This window comes from Microcoleus sp. LAD1_D3, from assembly GCF_036702135.1.
Taxonomy (GTDB): domain Bacteria; phylum Cyanobacteriota; class Cyanobacteriia; order Cyanobacteriales; family Microcoleaceae; genus Microcoleus.
On record NZ_JAUBSB010000005.1, the window covers coordinates 76,909 to 96,604 of the forward strand.

18 protein-coding genes are annotated in these 19,696 nt (G+C 45.4%); 12 read left to right on the forward strand and 6 right to left on the reverse strand.

What is annotated here, in order from left to right; genetic code table 11:
• Positions 1-75: 75 nt before the first annotated feature.
• Positions 76-324, forward strand: coding sequence for a chlororespiratory reduction protein 7 (locus QUA74_RS04195; protein WP_333325283.1), 249 nt, complete (start codon positions 76-78; stop codon positions 322-324).
• 152 nt (positions 325-476) lie between these two features.
• Here the strand turns inward: QUA74_RS04195 and QUA74_RS04200 are convergent, their stop codons facing one another.
• Together QUA74_RS04200 and QUA74_RS04205 are read right to left on the reverse strand one after the other, a co-directional pair.
• Positions 477-857: a hypothetical protein gene (locus QUA74_RS04200; RefSeq protein WP_333258317.1), complete on the reverse strand. Its 381-nt coding sequence runs from the start codon at positions 855-857 to the stop codon at positions 477-479.
• A 106-nt stretch (positions 858-963) separates the two neighbouring features.
• Positions 964-2,130, reverse strand: a complete 1,167-nt coding sequence (locus tag QUA74_RS04205) for a glycosyltransferase family 4 protein (RefSeq protein ID WP_333325287.1) — start codon at positions 2,128-2,130, stop codon at positions 964-966.
• Positions 2,131-2,962: 832 nt separating this feature from the next.
• Between QUA74_RS04205 and QUA74_RS04210 the strand changes: the two genes are divergently transcribed.
• The 5 genes from QUA74_RS04210 to serS all read left to right on the forward strand — a co-directional run bounded on the left by QUA74_RS04210 (position 2,963) and on the right by serS (position 10,099).
• Positions 2,963-3,943 carry an ABC transporter substrate-binding protein gene (locus QUA74_RS04210; RefSeq protein WP_333325289.1) on the forward strand — a complete coding sequence of 327 codons (981 nt, stop codon included), beginning with the start codon at positions 2,963-2,965 and terminating at the stop codon, positions 3,941-3,943.
• Positions 3,944-4,121: 178 nt separating this feature from the next.
• Positions 4,122-5,669, forward strand: a complete 1,548-nt coding sequence (locus tag QUA74_RS04215) for a sugar ABC transporter ATP-binding protein (RefSeq protein WP_333325292.1) — start codon at positions 4,122-4,124, stop codon at positions 5,667-5,669.
• Positions 5,666-6,670 carry an ABC transporter permease subunit gene (locus QUA74_RS04220; protein WP_333325294.1) on the forward strand — a complete coding sequence of 335 codons (1,005 nt, stop codon included), beginning with the start codon at positions 5,666-5,668 and terminating at the stop codon, positions 6,668-6,670. The genes QUA74_RS04215 and QUA74_RS04220 overlap by 4 nt, the downstream gene beginning before the upstream one ends.
• A 45-nt stretch (positions 6,671-6,715) precedes the next feature.
• Positions 6,716-8,347, forward strand: a complete 1,632-nt coding sequence (locus QUA74_RS04225; RefSeq protein ID WP_333325295.1) for an iron uptake porin — start codon at positions 6,716-6,718, stop codon at positions 8,345-8,347.
• Positions 8,348-8,818: 471 nt separating this feature from the next.
• Positions 8,819-10,099 (forward strand): serine--tRNA ligase, encoded by a 1,281-nt coding sequence (gene serS, locus QUA74_RS04230; RefSeq protein WP_333325297.1) that lies wholly within the window; start codon positions 8,819-8,821, stop codon positions 10,097-10,099.
• 203 nt (positions 10,100-10,302) lie between these two features.
• On the opposite strand, the gene QUA74_RS04235 is transcribed toward serS, so the two are convergent.
• Positions 10,303-11,319, reverse strand: coding sequence for a hypothetical protein (locus QUA74_RS04235; RefSeq protein ID WP_333325300.1), 1,017 nt, complete (start codon positions 11,317-11,319; stop codon positions 10,303-10,305).
• Positions 11,320-11,565: 246 nt separating this feature from the next.
• Here QUA74_RS04235 and QUA74_RS04240 point away from each other — a divergent pair, with 246 nt between their 5' ends.
• The gene (locus QUA74_RS04240; RefSeq protein WP_333325302.1) at positions 11,566-13,434 is read left to right on the forward strand and encodes a 3-oxoacyl-[acyl-carrier-protein] synthase III C-terminal domain-containing protein; all 1,869 of its coding nucleotides are present in this window, start codon (positions 11,566-11,568) and stop codon (positions 13,432-13,434) included.
• Positions 13,434-14,360 (forward strand): DUF6999 family protein, encoded by a 927-nt coding sequence (locus QUA74_RS04245; protein ID WP_333325304.1) that lies wholly within the window; start codon positions 13,434-13,436, stop codon positions 14,358-14,360. Before QUA74_RS04240 ends, QUA74_RS04245 begins: the two co-directional genes overlap by 1 nt.
• A gap of 123 nt (positions 14,361-14,483) precedes the next feature.
• Here QUA74_RS04245 and QUA74_RS04250 read toward each other — a convergent pair whose 3' ends face one another.
• Positions 14,484-14,621 (reverse strand): hypothetical protein, encoded by a 138-nt coding sequence (locus tag QUA74_RS04250; RefSeq protein WP_333325307.1) that lies wholly within the window; start codon positions 14,619-14,621, stop codon positions 14,484-14,486.
• A gap of 318 nt (positions 14,622-14,939) precedes the next feature.
• On the opposite strand from QUA74_RS04250, the gene msrA reads away from it, so the two are divergent.
• From msrA to QUA74_RS04270, 4 genes are all read left to right on the forward strand, one after another.
• On the forward strand, positions 14,940-15,593 hold the full coding sequence (gene msrA, locus QUA74_RS04255; RefSeq protein WP_333325309.1) for a peptide-methionine (S)-S-oxide reductase MsrA: 654 nt from the start codon (positions 14,940-14,942) through the stop codon (positions 15,591-15,593).
• Between the two features lie 162 nt (positions 15,594-15,755).
• On the forward strand, positions 15,756-16,061 hold the full coding sequence (locus QUA74_RS04260; protein WP_333325311.1) for a hypothetical protein: 306 nt from the start codon (positions 15,756-15,758) through the stop codon (positions 16,059-16,061).
• 121 nt (positions 16,062-16,182) lie between these two features.
• On the forward strand, positions 16,183-16,524 hold the full coding sequence (locus tag QUA74_RS04265) for a YtxH domain-containing protein (protein ID WP_333176020.1): 342 nt from the start codon (positions 16,183-16,185) through the stop codon (positions 16,522-16,524).
• Positions 16,525-16,561: 37 nt separating this feature from the next.
• Positions 16,562-17,143 (forward strand): DUF948 domain-containing protein, encoded by a 582-nt coding sequence (locus QUA74_RS04270; protein WP_333325313.1) that lies wholly within the window; start codon positions 16,562-16,564, stop codon positions 17,141-17,143.
• 17 nt (positions 17,144-17,160) lie between these two features.
• On the opposite strand, the gene QUA74_RS04275 is transcribed toward QUA74_RS04270, so the two are convergent.
• Both QUA74_RS04275 and QUA74_RS04280 read right to left on the reverse strand, forming a co-directional pair.
• A complete protein-coding gene (locus tag QUA74_RS04275; RefSeq protein ID WP_333325315.1) occupies positions 17,161-18,948 on the reverse strand; it encodes a cellulose-binding protein in 1,788 nt (595 codons plus the stop codon).
• Between the two features lie 171 nt (positions 18,949-19,119).
• The gene (locus QUA74_RS04280) at positions 19,120-19,623 is read right to left on the reverse strand and encodes a DNA-binding response regulator (protein ID WP_333325318.1); all 504 of its coding nucleotides are present in this window, start codon (positions 19,621-19,623) and stop codon (positions 19,120-19,122) included.
• Positions 19,624-19,696: the final 73 nt, after the last annotated feature.

Sequence of the window (19,696 nt, forward strand, 5' to 3'; positions counted from 1 at the left end):
GTAATTAAGAGTTTATACTTTCGATCGCTTAACTGCACGAAATTTTACAAATAATTAACCTCAACCTTTGAAACTATGTCACTGTATGACGAAGACACCTTTGTGGTGTTAGAAACAAACCAGCCAGAGCAGTTTTTGACTGCGGCGGAACTGTTAGAAAAGCTGAAAGCCTTGTTAACCGAGGAACACGAAGATTTGCCGCAGGACGTACACAAAATATCGGGCGTGGAAGCTCAAGCCAAATATTTAATTGATACTTATTGTGAATTAGATGTCGGGCCGGGAAAATTTTTGCAGTGGTACGCTGTGCGCTTGGAAAAGTAATTTTGGAAATAGGGCATTGGGCATCGCGCATTGGGCATCGGGCATGGAGAATTGTTTATTAGAACCAACAAGTAACAAATAGCAAATAACAACAAACAAATAATAAGCAACAACTAACTCATGCCCAATTCCCAATTCCCAATTCCCAATGGTTAATCTTCCAACTGTTGAACCGATGATACTTCAACTGCGGTAACATCGATCGTACCGGGAGGAGTCAAACGGCTAAAATGACCTTCCTCTATTTGCAGAGGTTCGCCGCAGTTGGCACACTGAAACTGAGTTTGATTTAAAGCTGTAAATTCGTATTGACAAACTGGACAATTGTCCTCAATTAAATTGCGTTTCAGCCACCACTGAAGCGCGAAAAATGCGACCACAGGCGTCAGCAACAAAAAAGCTACTACAATCAACACGGATTTAACTATCCAACCCAAACCAATTGACACCAACAAACACGCGATGCCCAGCAGTATCAGCCAATTGCTAATACGGGGTAGCTTGAAAGATATTTTGGGGGTGCCTTGGTTCACGGTGGTCTCCTTGGGTGTCTTTGCAGGTAGGCATAACTCTATCCTACTCAGAAATTCAGGCGGTCGATCGAGTTAATTTTCCCATTGTACACCCAGAAACCGCTCTCTACGGCATAAGTTTATCTGAGTCAGAGGGTTGAAAAATTCCTTGTAAGGATTGACAAAGGGATTCAAAACTAAATCTTGCCAGGGTTTGTTCCCTCAACCAGTGGCGATCGCACCTTTTATCCTCTCCTCGCAGCATTTCCACACAAGCAACCGCTACTGCTGCTGAATCTCGGTGGGGAACTCGCCATCCCAGTTTATCATCTTGCAGCGGATCGGCCGACCCGTCCGCGTCTCCCGCCAGGACGGGTATTCCGCAAGCCAGCGCTTCCAAATAAACTATACCGAACCCTTCCTGGGAGGGCATTACATAAGCATCGGCTAACTGGTAATGTGCTGCTAAATTTTCTGTCGGTACAAAACCCGCAAATATTACTCTTTCGGTAACTCCCAAATCATCAGCGAGTTTGGCTAATCTAGATCGATCGTCTCCGCGTCCAATAACTAAATATTTCACATTCGGAAAAGCTTTGGCTATTTGCGGCAAAGCTTGAATTGTGACATCGACGCCTTTGTAAATATCCGTCGATCGCAATCTGGCTACAGTCATCAATATTTTAGCGCCAACCAAATTGTACTGCTCTAATAAATCCTGTGGCTTCGGCCCAGTGGTAAATATATTTTCATCTACCGTACAAGGTACAATGTGGAATTTTTCGGGATTTAATTGGTTAATTTCGCAAGTGCGATCGCGCGTGTACCTGCTAATAGTCCAAATACTCTCAGCTTGTCTCATTGCTGTTTGATATTTGGGCGGAAGCGGTTCCCACACTTCCTTGCCGTAAGTTAAAATCGTGTAGGGAATTCCTAAAGGTTGGCACAGAATTTGAATTAGCGGTGCGAGTTTGATGTGACCGCAAAAAACCCGCTGCGGTCGTTTTTGCAGCAAGCGAGTTAGTAATACTGTAGCAAACTTAAGACGGCCAAACCAGGGATTCTCGGTTTGGATGTAATAAAATTTCAGATTTTTTGACTCGTAAGGATTGTTGCAGTCTTCCGAATCTCGCAACAGCAATACTTCAGCTTGCGGCGGCGAGTTTGTCCCTACGGTTATGGAAAGGTAAGCTTTGAAAAGGTCTTTAACGTAGGATTGAATGCCGCCTTCGCTGGCAAATATTTCTAGGAAACAGAACAGGTAATTTGTCGATCGCATCTCAGATTTACCCATTAACAGCGCAGCCAATTATTCCTGTAGAGTAACTTTGCAAAAAAGGGCGATCGCCATTATCCAGAGCTTTTAAACCATGTGATGATGACTGTAATTGCAGGTTTTACAGGCAAATATTTGACTCACCTACTCTCAGCGTTAGTTTTGAGCGACGCTCTGCTTTTTTACTAGCGCTTTTTAACTAGGTCTATGGGTGAGCGCGAGGCTTTGCTTTTAGTTTACTATAGTCTACCGTAATTGACTGTCAACTTAATGATTTTTTACAATATCCTACCCCAAGCAAAATTTAAGATTTATTGAGTTGAAGCGGGGCATCCGACCAGCCTGAAGATTAGCAAAGCGGTACCGCTTGAGGCGATCGCATCTTTAGTTCTTGGTAAAAGTATTGTCTATCGAAAGATAGATAACGAGCCTGTTTTTAACGGTTATCATCAGTAAACATAGAGAGTTAAATTCAATATGACTCGACCAGGTTTTAAAAGCAATTTCTGAAATAGTTTGTCGAAAATATTCTCCTAAAATTTTCTCATCCCTGGAAAATTTTAAATGCTCATAAAGCATTTAAAAAACTCAAGCATCGTTGATTTTGGGGGCAGGGAGGAGCGATACTGGATATTCGTATCTTTTCTGTTTGCAAAAGCAGTCTAACGAGCCGAGCCAGAAAGTTTTACGAGCCGAAAAGAAACAAGCTTTCGTACAATCATGTACGAAGAAAAGCCGGCAACCTAAAACATTAAGTATTCGAGCTTAAACCTGACGAAAGCTAATGTTAGGTTGGCAACGTCATATTTACGAGTGACTCTCTCCAAACGAGAATTCAGTGGAGTTTGAGGTGAAACGAGTAACGATCGCACTCAGTCTTTTTAGTCTACTCAGCAGCACTCTGGCAAGTTGCACAGCCACTTCCCAGAACGCTCAAAACGGCACACAACCAAGCAACTCCGAACTTTCATCAGTTGCTGTAGCAGTCCGCGACCTCGGCAATCCATTCTTCGTACAAGTTGGCAAGGGCGCTGAGGCCGCAGCCAAGAAAATCGGCGGTGCAAACGTGAGGACAACTCTCGTTTCCAGCGGCGACGATTTAAATCAGCAATTCAATCAAATCGAAAACTTTATTGCCTCTAATGTCGGCATGATTGTACTCAATGCGGCAGACACCAAAGGCATTGCCCCCGCTGTCGAAAAAGCCAAGCAAGCCGGAATTCCGATAATTGCAGTGGATACCGCCGCCGAGGGAGGCGTTGATGCCACAGTTACTTCAAATAACGTGCAAGCTGGCGAAGTAAGCTGTCAATATATAGCCGATCGCTTGAAAGGAAAAGGCAGCGTTGTGATTATCAACGGGCCTCCCGTCGCTTCAGTCGTCGAGCGAGTTCAGGGGTGCCAGAGTGTCTTCTCCAAATATCCCGATCTCAAAGTTCTTTCCAAAGATCAGAACGCAGAAGGCAGCCGCGATGGCGGATTGAGAGTGATGAGTGATGTCCTTACTTCCTTCCCAAAAATTGATGCTGTTTTTGCAATTAATGACCCCTGTGCCATTGGTGCAGAATTAGCAGCCAAACAGGCACAAAGAAGCGAGTTCTTTATTGTTGGAGTCGATGGTGCACCTGAAGCTTTAGATGCCCTCAAGCAAAACAACAGTCTCTTTGTGGCTACAGCAGCTCAAGATCCATTTCGCATGGCAGCCAAGGCAGTTGAAGTCGGGAACGACATTCGGAAAGGAAAAAAGCCAGCCAATCCAAACATTCTGATTCCAGTCGCGCTGATAACTCGCGAAAACGTTCATCAACATAAAGGCTGGACCAGCGAATAAATCAGAAATCGCGGGCAATCGAGTTGTTTGCGAAAATACTTCGTTTTAGTAGTCCTGCCGCTATTGCTAGGGGTAAGGTGCGCGGGCCGGCGCACCCTACAGATATATCTGCCATTAATTCCACAAATTGATGGAGCAAACCTCGACTTGTAATTGGCATAAAATTACGGTATTTGCGATGGTAAATAGCACTCAAGATTCAATTAAAACTAAGCCCGTTCTCGAAATGCAAGGTATTAAAAAAACCTTTAACGGTTTTATAGCCTTGCACGATGTAAATATCACCGTTTACCCGGGCGAAGTCCACGCCCTCATGGGGGAAAACGGCGCGGGTAAAAGTACGCTGATGAAAATTCTGGCGGGAGCCTACATAGCCGATGCAGGCGAAATCAGAATTGACGGCAAAGCTGTTAAGATGACCGACCCCGCTCAAGCCAGAAATTTAGGGATAGCGATTATTTATCAAGAACTCAATCTCGCCCCCAATCTGACAGTTGCTGAAAACATTTTTATGGGCAGCGAGCTGAAGAAAGGAGGTACATTTCTAGACCAAGATGAAATGCGGCGTAGGGCCGCTGAGGTATTAAAAAACCTCGATGCCAATTTTGAGGCTGGAGACCTGGTTTCGACACTTTCAATTGCTGAGCAGCAGCAAGTGGAAATAGCTAGGGCGCTCAAAGACAACAGCCGAATTTTAGTGATGGACGAGCCGACGGCCGCGCTTTCAGACCGGGAAACAGATAAGCTTTTTGAAGTGGTTCGCCGCTTGCGGAATGAGGGCATTGCTATTATTTATATCAGCCACAGAATGGCAGAAATTTATGCCCTTGCCGATCGCGTGAGCGTCATCCGAGATGGCGGGTATATTGGCTCTCTTGAAAAGCACGAAATTTCGGCAGAGCGCCTAGTGGAAATGATGGTGGGTCGTTCTTTACAGGATTTGTACGAAAACAAGCATCAAATAACACCGGGTGCAGTTGTTCTTGAGGTAACAAATTTAAGCGACGGCCACAAAAAAGTAAAGTCGGCCAGTTTTCAACTTCATGCGGGCGAAATTCTGGGTTTAGCGGGTTTAGTTGGCGCTGGCAGAACAGAACTTGCCCGCCTGATTTTTGGTGCCGATCGAAAGACAGGCGGTGAAGTTAAACTCGAAAATCGTCCCCTCAATCTCTCGACACCCAATGAAGCAATGGCAGCCGGAATTGCTTACGTGCCAGAAGATCGCAAGGCTCTCGGACTATTTTTGGAGGCAAGTTCGGGTGAAAATATCACCATGAATGTCCTCGATCGAGAAGCAAAAGCTGGCATTATCAACTCAAATTTTTTGTTGAAAATTGTCAATGATGCGATTAATAATTTGCAGATTCGCCTTGCAAGTCCGAGCATCAGAGCAATGGATCTTTCTGGGGGGAATCAGCAGAAGTTGCTGCTAGCGCGTTGGTTGGCTATCAACCCAAAGGTACTTTTGCTAGATGAACCGACGCGGGGTGTGGACATTGGCGCAAAAAGCGAAATTTATCGAATTATTAGCGATTTGGCAGCCAAAGGTGTAGCTATATTAATGATTTCCAGCGAACTGCCGGAAATTGTGGGAATGAGCGATCGCGTCTTAGTCATGCGAGCAGGAAGCCTCGTCGGTGAAGTAGGCGGATCGACTGGGGAAAAGATTACGCAAGAAAACATTATGGCTTATGCCACTGGTGCAAAAGAGGTAGTAAAATCATGAGTCAAACGCAAACAAAAACCAGCAGAAGTTCAGGGAGCGATCGGCAGAAAACAAGTAAAGCTCAAGCTTGGAAAAATTTCATCCAAGTTGCCGGTATCCTGCCGATTTTGGTGGCTATCTGTGTGATTTTTTCCCTGGTAACGCCCAACTTTCTTTCCGTAGGAAATTTTATCAATGTCATTCGGCAAGCATCGATCAATATTGTCCTTGCTACTGGCATGACTTTTGTGATTTTGACGGGCGGAATTGACCTTTCAGTCGGGTCAATTTTGGGCGTGACGGCAGTTGTCGGGGTGCTGGTTTCCTTAGTTCCAGGTCTGGGTTGGTTTGCCGTACCGGCTGCGTTAATAGCGGGAGTCTTTTTGGGATTACTTAACGGCTCGCTAATTGCCTATTTAGGTTTGCCTCCGTTCATCGTCACCCTCGGTTCTTACACTGCTTTGCGGGGAGTTGCTTATTTAGTAGCTAACGGCACTACAGTTATCAATAGAAATCTGAATTTTGCTTGGATAGGTAACAATTATGTCGGTCCAATTCCCTGGTTAGTTATTATCGCTTTCCTCGCAGTTCTAGCGAGTTGGTTTGTCTTGCGGCGGACTGTTCTAGGGAGGCATATTTATGCCGTGGGAGGCAACATTCGGGCAGCACGATTGACAGGTATTAAGGTGAGTCAGGTGCTGTTATTTGTCTATGGCGTGAGTGGGTTGCTTTCTGGTTTAGGTGGAATTATGAGCGCGTCGCGCCTCTACAGTGCGACGGGGATGTTGGGGCAAGGCTACGAATTAGATGCGATCGCTGCTGTAATTTTGGGAGGAACGAGTTTCACAGGTGGAATTGGCACTATTTGGGGTACTTTGCTGGGGGCTTTAATTATTGCCCTGCTCAACAATGGACTAACTCTCATGAACGTGTCTTTCTTCTGGCAGTTAGTTGTCAAAGGTCTGGTGATAATTATCGCAGTGACGATTGACAAAGTTCGCACCGGTTCAAGCGCAGCGTAATATTGCTAATTCGGTCGATCGGTTCCTTATGAGGAGCTTTGTCCTATGCACATTCAGCATTTTCTTCACCTGATTACTGCTTTTATACTGGGAACACCTGGTGTATTTCTACTAACATCATCCCCAAGTTTGGCCGCCCCAATTGATAGATTAGTTGCTCCTGAACCGTTAAATACCTTGGCAGAAAAACCCTTCGCGCAGGTGAATTCTGTCTCTCAACTCTCGGATGTAAAACCCACTGACTGGGCGTTTCAGGCGCTGCAATCTCTCGTAGAACGCTACGGCTGCATTGCGGGTTATCCCGACGGCACCTACAGAGGAAACCGCGCGATGACCCGGTACGAATTTGCAGCAGGATTGAATAGCTGTCTCGATCGAGTCAGCGAACTAATTGCCGCAGGAACAACCAACCTGATTACTCGGGAAGATTTAGCGATCGTCCAAAAACTGCAAGCAGAATTTGCCACTGAATTATCGGTGTTGCGGGGTCGAGTCGATACTCTCGATGCACGCACAGCAGAACTAGAAGCGAATCAGTTCTCGACTACGACGAAGCTGAATGCGGAAATTATCGTGGTGGTAACAGATACCTCCGGTAACAGTGTTGGGGACTCGCGCGATCGCACCAACACTATTGTTGCCAACCGCGGCCGATTAAATTTGGAAACCAGCTTCACCGGTCGCGATATGCTGAGAACCCGTTTGGAATTCGGCAACTTGGGCAGGATTGCCGATCAGACGGGTACAAATATGACGGCCTTGAACTTTGATGGCAATGTAGATAACACAATCACCGTCCCTCACGTATTATATGTAACGCCGCTGACCTCTAATCTGGCGCTGACCGTGGGCTCCACAGGTGTTGGGTATCCCGATATTACGGATTTGCTGACTCCTCCAACGATCGCCAGCGATAGTCAGGGAATTCCCTCGAAGTTCGGACAATACAATCCCCTCTACCGCCGGGGAGGTGGGGGTGGTGCTGTCAACTGGACGATCGTCAAAAACCTCACCCTGACTGTGGGCTATGTAGCCGGAAATGCCAATCTCTCGCAGTCAAGTAACGGTTTATTCAACGGTTCGTACAACGCTCTGGTTCAGCTTGCCTACCGGGGCGATCGCGGAGCAATTGGCGTAGCCTATTCTCGTACCTTTGCACCAAGCGGTAAAGCCGATCTCACAGGCGGTACGGGCAGTTTTCTGGCTGCGCGACCGTTTGGGGACAATATTGCTACATCCAGCGATTCTGTAGGCGTACAAGGATTCTACCGCCTTGCTCCCCGGTTGCAAGTTCACGGTTGGGGCGTTTATACTCGCGCCAATGCAGAAAATTCCGGTGTTAGCAGTGTTTCTGATGGTAGAGGTGGCGTGGTTTGGCTAAATGTTGACGGCGGCGATCGCGCCGATGTTGTGTATGCAGCGATCGGGATAAGTTTCCCAGATGTGGGAGGTGAAGGCAACCTACCCGGGATTTTGGTGGGTTTGCCAGGTCGCGTGACGAGCAGTAATGTGCGCCGCGAGCGAGATACTTCCTATCACATTGAAGCGTTCTATCGCTTTCAGGTCAACGACAACATTTCCATCACCCCTGCTGCTTCGGTCGTTGTTAATCCTGAGAATGACAGTCGCAACGAAACTCAATGGGTTTGGTTGCTCCGCACTGGCTTTAACTTTTAACCAGAAAGATATTTTAGTAACCTAGTCCTGGACGCAAAAACCCAGTTTCTTGACGTAATTGCCTCATTTGAGACGATAATCGCGAGAAACTGGGTTTTTTAGACTGATAGTGCGTCAAGGACTTCAAGTCCAGGCCACAACAAAAAACCCCTACCATCGCTGGCTGGGGTAGAAAATTATCAGGGTGCATCTACTAATGTGCTTACTATAGCATCTATTGTGGGGTGTCACCCCTGATTGGTGACAGCCAGGAAGATTTTTTAATGAGAATAAATTATACTTGAGGTTATAAAAGATTGAGAAAACTTGTATGTCCGAGCGGATTGTCGCTGTTAACCTAAGATAGGACAGACGCAGGAATCCTCAGAAACCCTGTTAATTCATAGATTTATGCTTGCCAAAGCCAAGATTTTCCAAGAAACCGGGTTTCTGAGCGCAAGTCCGATAAAATTTAAGATTTAGAATAAATCTGTGCTAGACCTCAAATTAATCCGAGAAAACCCGCAAGCCGTGCAAGAAAGCCTCAACCTGCGCGGAGGTAACTATGAAATCGAGCCGATTTTGCAATTAGACAAACAGCAGCGGGAGTTGGAAGGCAAGCGATCGCAACTGCAAGCCCGCAGCAACGAAATTGCCAAACTCATCGGTCAAAAAAGAAAATCGGGTTTACCCCTCGAATCTCCCGAAATTCAGGAACTGCAGGCAGAAGGCAACGCTGTCGGCACCGAGTCGAACGAATTGCAAGCACAGGAAAAAGAGCTAAAAGCTCAAATAGAAGCTTTATTGCTGCCGCTGCCAAACTTGCCGGGTTCCTCAACGCCGATCGGCAAAAATGAAGAGGAAAACGTCGAAATCCGGCGCTGGGGAGACGAATACATTCCCCAAAATCCCGATATTTTGCCGCACTGGGAAATCGGCGAAAAATTAGGGATTCTCAACTTTGAACGGGCCGTAAAAATCGCTCAGCCCCGCTTTGTGAGCTTAATTGGAGCTGGTGCAGCCCTGGAAAGAGCGATTATTCAATTCATGCTCGATCGCCACACAAAAGCTGGTTATGTAGAAGTGATTCCCCCACTTTTAGTTAACACTGAATCCCTCACTGCAACGGGTCAATTACCCAAATTTGCTGAAGAAAGTTTCAAGTGCGACCAAGATGATTTGTGGCTGATTCCTACTTCGGAAGTTCCCGTTGTCAATTTGTACAGAGGTGAAATTTTGACAGCAGAACAGTTGCCAATTTATCACTGTTCTTACACTCCTTGTTTTCGGCGCGAAGCTGGCAGTTACGGCAAAGATACGAGGGGATTAATTCGATTGCACCAATTTAATAAAGTTGAATTGGTAAAACTCGTGCATCCGAGTACCTCCGAGGCAGAGCACGAAAAGTTAGTGCAGGATGCTGAGGGAGTTTTGCAGGCGCTGAAATTGCCTTATCGGGCGATCGCACTATGTACCGGCGACTTAGGTTTCGCGGCAGCCAAAACCTACGATTTAGAGGTGTGGCTGCCATCTGCGGGCAAATACCGCGAGATTTCCAGTTGTTCCAACGTCGCAGATTTTCAGGCGCGGCGGGCAAATATTCGCTTTAAAGAAGCGGGTAAAAAAGGCACTCAATTCGTTCACGCCCTCAACGGTTCCGGTTTAGCTATAGGTCGCACAATGGCGGCTATTTTGGAGAATTACCAGCAGCCAGACGGAACTGTAAAAGTGCCGGAAGCCTTACAACCCTATTTGGGACGGGAAGTTTTATAAACAAGATGATTCGGCGATTAACTGGTTGCCCAGGCTCTGCCTGGGAACCGATGTACAGAGGCTCTGCCTCGCTTGCTTGCGAAAATTGGAGGCAGAGCCTGTGGATCTCCGTTACCAGGCTCTGCCTGGTAACGAGTAACGAGTAAAACTCTTGTGGTGTAGGCATCCTGCGTGCCCTTGGCTGGCTATTTACCAGATGTCTATTACAGTTTGAGCAACGCTTCTTTGATATTTAATGCTAAAAATCTATCCAATGCTAGATACATCCAATAAACAGATAATTGACTATCGCTGCTAGTCTTCTGAAATCCCAAAGCCAGGGACTGTTTTTCGTACATGGGGTGAATCATCAGGGTGTACAAGTCGCAAAGATTGGGAAAATCTTTTTGCATTTCGCTTAAAACTTTTTGTGAGTCTTCGAGAAAAGCAATGCGGTATTCTGACAAATACTGCGGATCTATCATCCAACTGCGGACAAATACTGACTGGCAATTTATATCTCCTGGTAGCGCCATATTGAAAGGATCGATGTCCGAAATAGAACTTAAATGAAGGCTTTTGCTAGGAGCGTTAAAAAAATTTACTTCAGATTCGCTAGCGGTGGGATAAAGTAAGTAAAACCCGACTGGATTGAGATTATCTGAGCGGCGCAAAACTCGCATTCCCTTTGAGTATTGAATGGCAAAAAGCCGGAGGATTTTAGCAATTTTGTGGGGAACGGTGTTAGTGTTGCGGTTCATCCAGTTGTAATTGGTGGCTAATAAATTGGCAACGGGAATCGCGTCGCACCGAGGGTTGAAATCATCTAATTGGAGTTGTATAGGCTTTTGAGGTTCGGCGGTCTCTAAAATTTCTGAAACTGGTTGAATTTGAATTGCCGTAGCGTTACCATCAAAGTGTTTTGCGATTAATCCGAGTGCTGCTAATTTATCTAACATCATTCCGGCGGCGCGATCGCTCCCGCGATCGGAATCGCAGTAAAATAGTTCGGCGGCTTCCCGGTGAGTGCACTGCACTTCTGTTGCTGGCAGTTCCAGTTTCGCCAGCGGCGGTTTGAGGCGGGGCTGGCTTTCCTGAAGCTGTTTCACCGATAAGTAAACCCAAAGCCTGATAAAGCATTCAGCCCTAGTGCGAGTTACGCCTACTCGTTTCATCAACAGCGAAACAGCCGTGCGGCGTTGAGAAGGAGAATACCAAGTATCTAGTTTTGCAATATCCATTTCAGTCACCAAGCAGTGAAGGAACTCTAGTTACATATTGGCTCAATTACAATAAACTTCACCCCGCTTCAGGTTACTTCTTGTCGCTGTTGCTCAACTTGCCTGATTTCCGGCGACTCTACAAGATAGCTGCTTGCTCCTTGCGCGTGCACTGCTTAACAAAGCACCATCAATTTTAGATATTTTCTGGCTTGATTTAACAAACCAACGAACCCGAGTAAATTAGCAACTTTAGAGGTTTACGCCATGCACAGTGCTTATATCAATCGGATTGGAAAATTTTTGCCGGGAGAACCAATTAATAATGATGAGATGGAAGAGTATCTCGGCAAAATTGCCTCGCGCCCTTCGAGAGTCAGGCAGCGAATTCTCAACAGCAACGGGATTCAACAGCGCTACTACGCGATCGACAAACAGCAGCAAACACTATATTCTAACAGCAAAATGGCAGCGTTTGCCGTCCGCGACGTGATTTCTCAGGCCAATCTGGAACCAGGGGCGATCGACTTATTGGCCTGCGCTACCACTTTACCAGATTTATTAGTACCGGGATTTGCCAGCACAGTACACGGGGAACTTTCCGAATTATCTCCCCTAGAAATAGTGTCAACTCAAGGAGTTTGCTGTGCCGGAGTTAGTGCTTTAAATTACGCCGCCTCTCAAATCGAACTCGGCAAAAAACAAACCGCCCTTGCCGTCGCTTCCGAATTTCCCTCGCGCCTGTTCAAAAGCACCAAGTTTGAAGCAAAGACTTCGGTACAAGCGGGAAAACCCCTGCCTTTCGATACAGAATTTCTGCGCTGGATGCTCTCCGACGGTGCGGGATCATTGTTGCTCCAAAACCATCCTAACGCGACAGGAATTAGTTTAAAAATAGAATGGATTGAACTCGTTTCTCACGCCAATGCTTATCCTGTTTGTATGTATTCAGGATTAGCAAACGAAACATCAACTAAAAGCTGGTTGGATTATTCCTCCTACCTCGATGCAGCCACAGCAGGAGCTTTTGACTTGCGGCAAAATATTCGATTGCTGGAAAATGTAATGAAATTAGGCGTTGAAGGTTGGCTGCGGTTGATTAAAGCCGGGAGAGTTTGTCCGCAGGAAATCGACTGGCTGCTGTGCCACTATTCGTCTCACTTTTTCCGGGCGCAAATTGTAGATATTCTGGAACAAGCAGGCTGCATGATTCCTGAAGAAAAATGGTTTACCAACTTATACACACGGGGAAATACAGGTTGTGCCTCGATTTATTTAATGTTAGAGGAATTGTTCAATTCTGGCAAGTTGCAGCCTGGACAGAAAATCTTTTGTTTTGTGCCAGAAAGCGGCCGCTTTACAACGGCATACATGATGTTAACTGCTGTGGAAAATACCAATAAATCTATGATTAGTCAAAGTTATAACTCCCTTGAGGTTCCCGAAGCTTCGCCTCTCGAAAGCGTTAAACCGGAACACCCCAACTCTCCGCAAGCTTATTTGTTCCGGGAGTTAGCATGGATTTGGCTGAAGTTCGATCGCGAAATTCGTTCCGTTCCTATTGTCCGCAAATTGTACCGAGGAGAGTTTACAATAGAAGATTATCAAGCTTTACTTTGCAATCTCCGGCCGCAAGTTGTAGAGGGATCTCGCTGGATTGCTCGTGCTGCTTCTAACATGAGTGACTTTCGCCTGCGATCGACTTTTATCGGCCACGCTCAAGACGAACACCGCGACTATCAAATGCTAGAACAAAATTATGTTTCTGTGGGCGGTGAATTGGCAAAAATTGTGGAATATGATAAGAATATTGGCAGCGAAGCACTATCAGCTTTTATCTTCCACCAAGCATCGCGGGAAAATCCGGTTGATTTAATTGGCAGTATGTTTATTATCGAAGGATTGGGCAATCGGTTGGCGGGAAAGTGGGCCAAACAAATTCAAGAAACTCTCGGTTTGCAAGATGAACAAGTATCGTTTTTAGCGTATCACGGATCTAATGACGAGTCGCATTTAGCCAAACTGGAAAATTTGATTAATGCCGAATGGATGACAGATGATATTGCCCGCCGCATTGTCAAAACCGCTCGCGTCACTGCTCGTTTATATTTGTTGCAACTGGAGGAAATTCGCTAATGCAAAGCCTGCAAAAACAAGATACCGAAAATCTCCCAGATGAGAGAAAAATTCCTTACGCTACCAAACCCTATAACCGCCGAGATCCGAATGTTTGGGATGTACTGTTTTGCGATCGATCTATTCCCGTCGATTTAGTGGCAAAAGCCTACATGATGCGGGATTTGCAAAGCTGGACTCGCAATTATTTGCTCATCCCGATCAAAGTAATTGCTAACTTGTTGCTGGCGGTAATTATGACTGTCAAGCGCCTGTTGCCCTTTCAATTTCGCGCTTACACTTTAATGCACAAATCGGCTGCATTTTTTCTGAATAACTTTGTCTCGCCCGAAGCTTGTTATTTAATAGTCCGGCACATCTGCGCCGGCTCCAACATTATCAACTTCTTGATTGACAACGGCCCCGACACCCAGATTGAAAAGTCAAAGCTTTATCCGCGCACAGTTAGCGATTTAGCTGACAATGCGTTTCTAGAACATGACTTAATTCTCTATAACTTTGTCTGGGATTACAACCAAGCAATGGTGACAAATCCTAACTGGTTGCAGTTGGTTAAAGAACGGGGAATTAATTATGATAGCATTCAACCAGTAGAAGTTGCCATAGATTTTGAAAAACGCAGATGGCTAAACATTCTGGATTTAGAATCGGCGATCGAATTGTTTAAAGTGTTTTATTCTCTGTGTTTGACTAGCGACGAATTTGCGCGAGCAGTGATGTCGCTTCAGTTAGATGAAAACTTCGGACTGTATGTCAGCGAGATTACCGGAAATTGCGACTGGAATCATGTAATTGTTAACCGCCATCCGCTAGCGCCAAACAGTCCCTTTAATGCGGCACGCGACTTGTTTTTGCACGGAATAATTTCGGAATATCTCTATCGGTATTTGGAACTTCAAAAAGAGATGATAAATGTTTCAAAGTAAGGTGCTTAGGTAAGTGCAAGGTAAGCACCTTACGAATATAAGTAGCGCGTCCAATAACTTTTTGCGTAAGTCCTGAAGTTTGAAAGAATGGTTGATTTTCAGGTATAAAATTAATAGGAAAACTCAAGCTGCTACTAGCTGTGCTTGTTCTGCTGCTTTGGGCAAAGTCTGATTTACCACAATCCACTTGCCTGTAATTGGGTCGCGGTAAGTAATAAACGGATTAGATTTTAAAGGTTGACTGCAAGGTTTAGCGGCCATTTCTACACACTCCCAATAAATGGTATTGAATAACTACTACAACACCATACCTTTAATAATCGGCTATTTTGCCTAAAATCCGCGTGATTTATACCTCAACAATAGGTGATATTTTAGGTATGTTTTGGTGACATAGAACACTGCCTAATGTGATTGAAAACTGGGTTGGCAGTGAGCAGTATCACCAAAAACCTTCCGTAAAAAAAATCTGCCTTCTGGTTTTTACCTTCTACCTTTAAGAGGGCCACTATTTTCAGTATACATCTGATATTATTAAGTAAGGTAAAGACGTTTATCAGAGATCCCCCTTAGAAACTTATGGTGCTATTTGGATTTGGCAAAAAGTCGAGCCTGCCCTCTCCCCAAGAGGCATTACCGGGACGGGCAGAGTCGATGTCGGTACCGGCAAGTCACTTTGTTAACGGCAATCCGCTCAAACCTCCCTTTCCAAACGGCATGGAGACTGCCTTGTTTGGCCTAGGCTGTTTTTGGGGAGCAGAACGCAAATTTTGGCAACAAAATGGAGTTTTTTCGACGGCTGTTGGCTACGCAGCCGGGATTACTCCGAATCCTACTTACAACGAAGTTTGCAGCGGGATGACGGGACATAATGAAGTAGTTCTGGTTGTGTTCGATCCGAAAGTAATTAGTTACGAAACGCTGCTGAAAGTTTTTTGGGAAAGTCACAATCCTACTCAAGGAATGCGTCAGGGCAATGATTCGGGTACTCAGTATCGATCGGGAATTTACACGTATTCAGCCAGCCAAATGCAGCTAGCTGAAGCTTCGCGAGATGCTTACCAGCACGCTCTGACACCTGCCGGTTACGGTAAGATTACCACTGAGATTATTGAGGCTCCTGAGTTTTATTACGCAGAAAGCTATCATCAGCAGTATCTTGCTAAAAACCCGAACGGTTATTGCGGTTTGGGGGGTACTAAGGTTTGTTTGCCTGCTATGTCTCAGGCTTAAAATTTGACCCAGCTTATGGATAGGGACACATAGTTCAGGACACAACATTGTTGTGTCCCTACAAAATAGATCAGGACACAACATTGTTGTGTCCCTAAACAAGAGGGCTTCTAGCCCGCCCAAAAAAGCGGAATATGTTAGTAGTTTAAAAAGAAGTAATAAATGCTGACTGCTGTTGTAATTATAAATCTACTAATATCTCTGGTTGGCTTTTATATCGCTGCGAAGGTGTGGAAAATCAGGCGGACGATCGCACGTTTGGAAATGCGGATCGAAGCTATGGAACGCAGCAGCAGCAAGGTTCTCAGCACGTCGCCGGATTTCCTTGGTAAAAGGCAGCAAGGTACCCGCCAAGTGCGACGGCGTTATCAACAACTGGAACTGCAACTGCAACAGGTTCAGCAACTTTTGGGATTGCTGGGTTTGGGACGGATGCTTTGGTCCAGGCGCGCTCGACCTTTGAGGTAAGGTATCCTAAAACTGTCGCCCCTGCTGACTCCGTAGGATTGTCAACAATATTTCTACCTTTGTAAAGGGCTGCGATCGGGCAAACGTGCCTAAAATTGGTGTATGGAGAGAAGTTATAAAAATGTCAACTAAACGTTCAGGATTATTTATTGGCGGTTTGCTTGTGGGTTCTGCGATCGGGGCCGTGACTGGGTTGCTGATAGCACCGCGACCGGGCAAGGAGACGCGGCAGATATTGAAAAAATCGGCCGATGCTTTGCCCGAGTTGGCGGAAGATTTATCGACTAGCGTGCAGTTGCAGGCCGATCGACTTTCTGAAACCGCAATCCGAAATTGGGACGAAACTTTGATTAGACTCAAAGAGGCGATCGCGGCAGGTTTGGAAGCGACTCAGCGGGAACGCCAAACCCTGTCGGAAAGTGAAGCTGAAGTGAGTCCCCCGTCGCGCCCTCCCATCCGCTAAATGACATGAAATCCCAAACCCCCAATCCCAGATTCAAGTGAGCGATCCCATATTTTGGCTAGGACTTTCGATTTTGCTAGTGGCAGTTAGCCTGACTGCTGTTTTAGTGACTTTAATACCTGCGGTGCAAGCGCTGGCCAGGGCGGCCCGCAGCGTGGAAAAGCTGGCTGACACGCTTTCTCGCGAATTTCCGCCCACTTTGGAGGCGATTCGGTTGACGGGGCTGGAAATTAGCGAGTTGACGGATGATGTCAGCGAGGGAGTACAAAGTGCGGGCGAGGTTGTCAAACAGGTCGATCGAAGTATTGGTAGCGCTAAAAAGCAGGCGCAAAACGTGCAGGTAACAACTCGCAGCGTGGTAACTGGGATTAAGGCTGCTTGGAAAACTTTAACTCGGAAGCCGCCCATGTCTGGGACAAATCGCCGATCGACAGATAGATTGTCGCCGAGTCAAAGAAGTGCGATTTCGCTGAGGGATTCGGGCTTGGAGGATAGGTATTCTGGGGTTTACGGTGCGGGTGCGAGCAATGGGGAATCGCCCAGGTTGAGGAATAGCGAGGGTTCTGGTTTGCCGGGGGATGCTGAAGAGTTTGAGCAAGTGCGATCAAACGATTCTTGATTGCACCCAATTCCTCATCATCCCCCTACAGCACACCCATCCCACCAGCAAGGATTCTTATCAATAAAATCCATCAAGGCATCATACTTAGGCGAACCCTTTTGTTCAACATACTCCAAAGCCCCCCAACTTCCCCACTTACTAAATGAACTCACGTCCACAAAGTGCATGAAAAGACTGCCTCCAGCTTGTTTCCAACTATTCAGTAATTGGGTGTACATATCATACATTTCTGGACGCCTATTTAATTCCATAAAAAACTTGGTCAGTTTTTCGTTATCCTGAACTCCTTCAATACCTACAATATGTTGACCCCCCTCGTAAACAAATAACTTGAGACCTTTCTTTTGAGCCACATCTAAGAAATACCTAAAGTCATTATCCACATCGGGTAAACTATCTTTGAACCCCGGCAGTAACCCGCCCTCTTTTAACTGCTTAAAAGCTTTGCCAAACCCGCCATCGGCGTCATTCAACCAAGATTCGACTGTGCTGACACTTTCTTTCCCGCCCAAGTTGCCACTAAAATATCCCGCTATAGCTACGGCATCAATCCCGTGTTGATAACAAGGTTTATTGCCCTCAGCTACCCAATAGGAACACTCTAAAGAATAAGTTTCTAACTCTCTCCAGGCTCTTTGAGTTCCTAACACGCAGACAACTCGATTCTTTTGATCCCCAAAGACGCCTTTCCATATATCGCACATTTGAGCACTACGCATTCCGTGCCATTGCATAAAAGCATCGCCTTTATCTCCCCACCTCGCTTTACCTTGTTTCAAAGCATAAGTTGCTTGTGGAAATGACCAATTCCAAACCTCATTAGAATACTCTACATAAACTTTCAGCTTTGGATCTAAACTATCTTTGACCATTTTAGCAAAGTTAGTCATATATTCATCCGTAGCCTGATGCGGCATATTAAACCAGGGTTCTTCTTGGACTTTATTAGATAAATTCACCATAACTTCTATGGGAACATTTCCTCTGTAAGCATAGGATACACTCTCTGGTTTAGGTCGGTTTGACCATTCTTTTTGTTCAGAACCATTTGTCCCCATCCAGTCCATAAAACGCAATACTCTAAAATTTTTAATCTTGTCTATAAACAGCGGATTAAATATTTCACCATTTTGATAAAGCTGTTCATCTTGCGAGTGAACAACTTTAATATTGCGGATATAGTTCCCTGTTTTCTTGGGATCGGTAGCAGTAATTATAATGTAGATGCCTCCGCCTTGTGTGGCATCTACATTAATGATATCCCTCCCAGGTTTCGACGCAGCCTCATCTTTTTTGGCATCAAAGCTATATTCGAGCGCACCTTCACCCTCATAAGTAACAATATATTGCCCTGAAGGATAGCGATTGGGGATTTCCCTAAGTAATAGCGTACTTACCCTAGTATATTTAGGAGCATCTTCGGGGGATGGAAGAGACTTTACCCACCCATTTTCATCAATATTTAAAAGATTATACTCCTCTGTATCCCATTCACCTTTACAGTTTGGTTGTCCGCTGACGCATTGAGTTATCCATTGTCTCGAAGATTTGAAAGCATCTAAAAAGGGTAATTGTGTGGAGTAGTCAGCAATACCATTAAGCCCAACTCCTAAAGAAGAGCGAGAATTTGATGTATTTTGTACATCTGCCCGCACAGCTACTGTGTTATCTACTTGCCGTACGGGTGTGGGAGCAATATTAGTTGTTAAAGCCCAACATCCGGGAATAAAAATGACAAAAATTAAGAAGCCCAGCACAAAACCCAGAGCTTTTTTGTTCGATCTGATACTTAATCGAGACATAAATTTGACTAATTTGATTGTTTTAGGTAAAATCGTAGCGAGTGAGGCAGTTTTAATTTTGATATTTTATCAAAAAGTTCCTTCTCAAACTATCAGCTATAAGATTATTAACATTTTTGTCTCTCAGTGGAGGGGCGAGATCCCTTTCTGTCCCCAAATGCGATCGCCCATCTAACCGTCTTTATCCAAATCTTCTTTTTTCGGAGTTTCTGAAGTTGAGGGGAATGTTAATTGGATGTTAATATCCATTGATATTGTACTTTGCTCCAGCCAACCTATATTAACTATCTTTATTAATGCTTCTGTAGGTACAGAATTATTTATTTTAAATTCAGGAGAAGACTGAGTTTTATATCCGGCTTCTTCTAGCCGATCGCAAATATTGCGCCAATTTCCTACAGGTTCGTTAGGTACATCTGCAAGTTTTTTAACATATTGGTATAAAGTTTTACATAAATAAACCTCTGCACTTTTGGAACTCTGAAACAGTTGGCGGGCGATTTCGGCGGGACTGCAACCGGAAAGCAATCCTCGCAGGTAGAGTTTTTCTGTTTCTGTTAGTCCCCTGCGCGATCGAGGAGAGATTTGCCGTTTAGCTTCTGCAAAAGCTTGGTACAGCCTTTCTAAGTCCCAGTGTTTGGCGGCTTCGGCAAATAAGTCTTCCTTTGAGGCCATTTTCGGGTGTGGTGAGATGTGGCTAACGATAGCATAACCTAAATTGCTAGCGTTTGTTAGTTGTTTGCTAACA

Bases quoted from the DNA above. Each gene is read 5' to 3' on its own strand.
- QUA74_RS04195 (WP_333325283.1), top strand. From the start codon at position 76: ATGTCACTGTATGACGAAGACACCTTTGTGGTGTTAGAAACAAACCAG.
- QUA74_RS04205 (WP_333325287.1), bottom strand. From the start codon at position 2,130: ATGGGTAAATCTGAGATGCGATCGACAAATTACCTGTTCTGTTTCCTA.
- QUA74_RS04215 (WP_333325292.1), top strand. From the start codon at position 4,122: ATGGTAAATAGCACTCAAGATTCAATTAAAACTAAGCCCGTTCTCGAA.
- QUA74_RS04220 (WP_333325294.1), top strand. From the start codon at position 5,666: ATGAGTCAAACGCAAACAAAAACCAGCAGAAGTTCAGGGAGCGATCGG.
- QUA74_RS04225 (WP_333325295.1), top strand. From the start codon at position 6,716: ATGCACATTCAGCATTTTCTTCACCTGATTACTGCTTTTATACTGGGA.
- QUA74_RS04235 (WP_333325300.1), bottom strand. From the start codon at position 11,319: ATGGATATTGCAAAACTAGATACTTGGTATTCTCCTTCTCAACGCCGC.
- QUA74_RS04240 (WP_333325302.1), top strand. From the start codon at position 11,566: ATGCACAGTGCTTATATCAATCGGATTGGAAAATTTTTGCCGGGAGAA.
- QUA74_RS04245 (WP_333325304.1), top strand. From the start codon at position 13,434: ATGCAAAGCCTGCAAAAACAAGATACCGAAAATCTCCCAGATGAGAGA.
- QUA74_RS04250 (WP_333325307.1), bottom strand. From the start codon at position 14,621: ATGGCCGCTAAACCTTGCAGTCAACCTTTAAAATCTAATCCGTTTATT.
- msrA (WP_333325309.1), top strand. From the start codon at position 14,940: ATGGTGCTATTTGGATTTGGCAAAAAGTCGAGCCTGCCCTCTCCCCAA.
- QUA74_RS04260 (WP_333325311.1), top strand. From the start codon at position 15,756: ATGCTGACTGCTGTTGTAATTATAAATCTACTAATATCTCTGGTTGGC.
- QUA74_RS04265 (WP_333176020.1), top strand. From the start codon at position 16,183: ATGTCAACTAAACGTTCAGGATTATTTATTGGCGGTTTGCTTGTGGGT.
- QUA74_RS04275 (WP_333325315.1), bottom strand. From the start codon at position 18,948: ATGTCTCGATTAAGTATCAGATCGAACAAAAAAGCTCTGGGTTTTGTG.
- QUA74_RS04280 (WP_333325318.1), bottom strand. From the start codon at position 19,623: ATGGCCTCAAAGGAAGACTTATTTGCCGAAGCCGCCAAACACTGGGAC.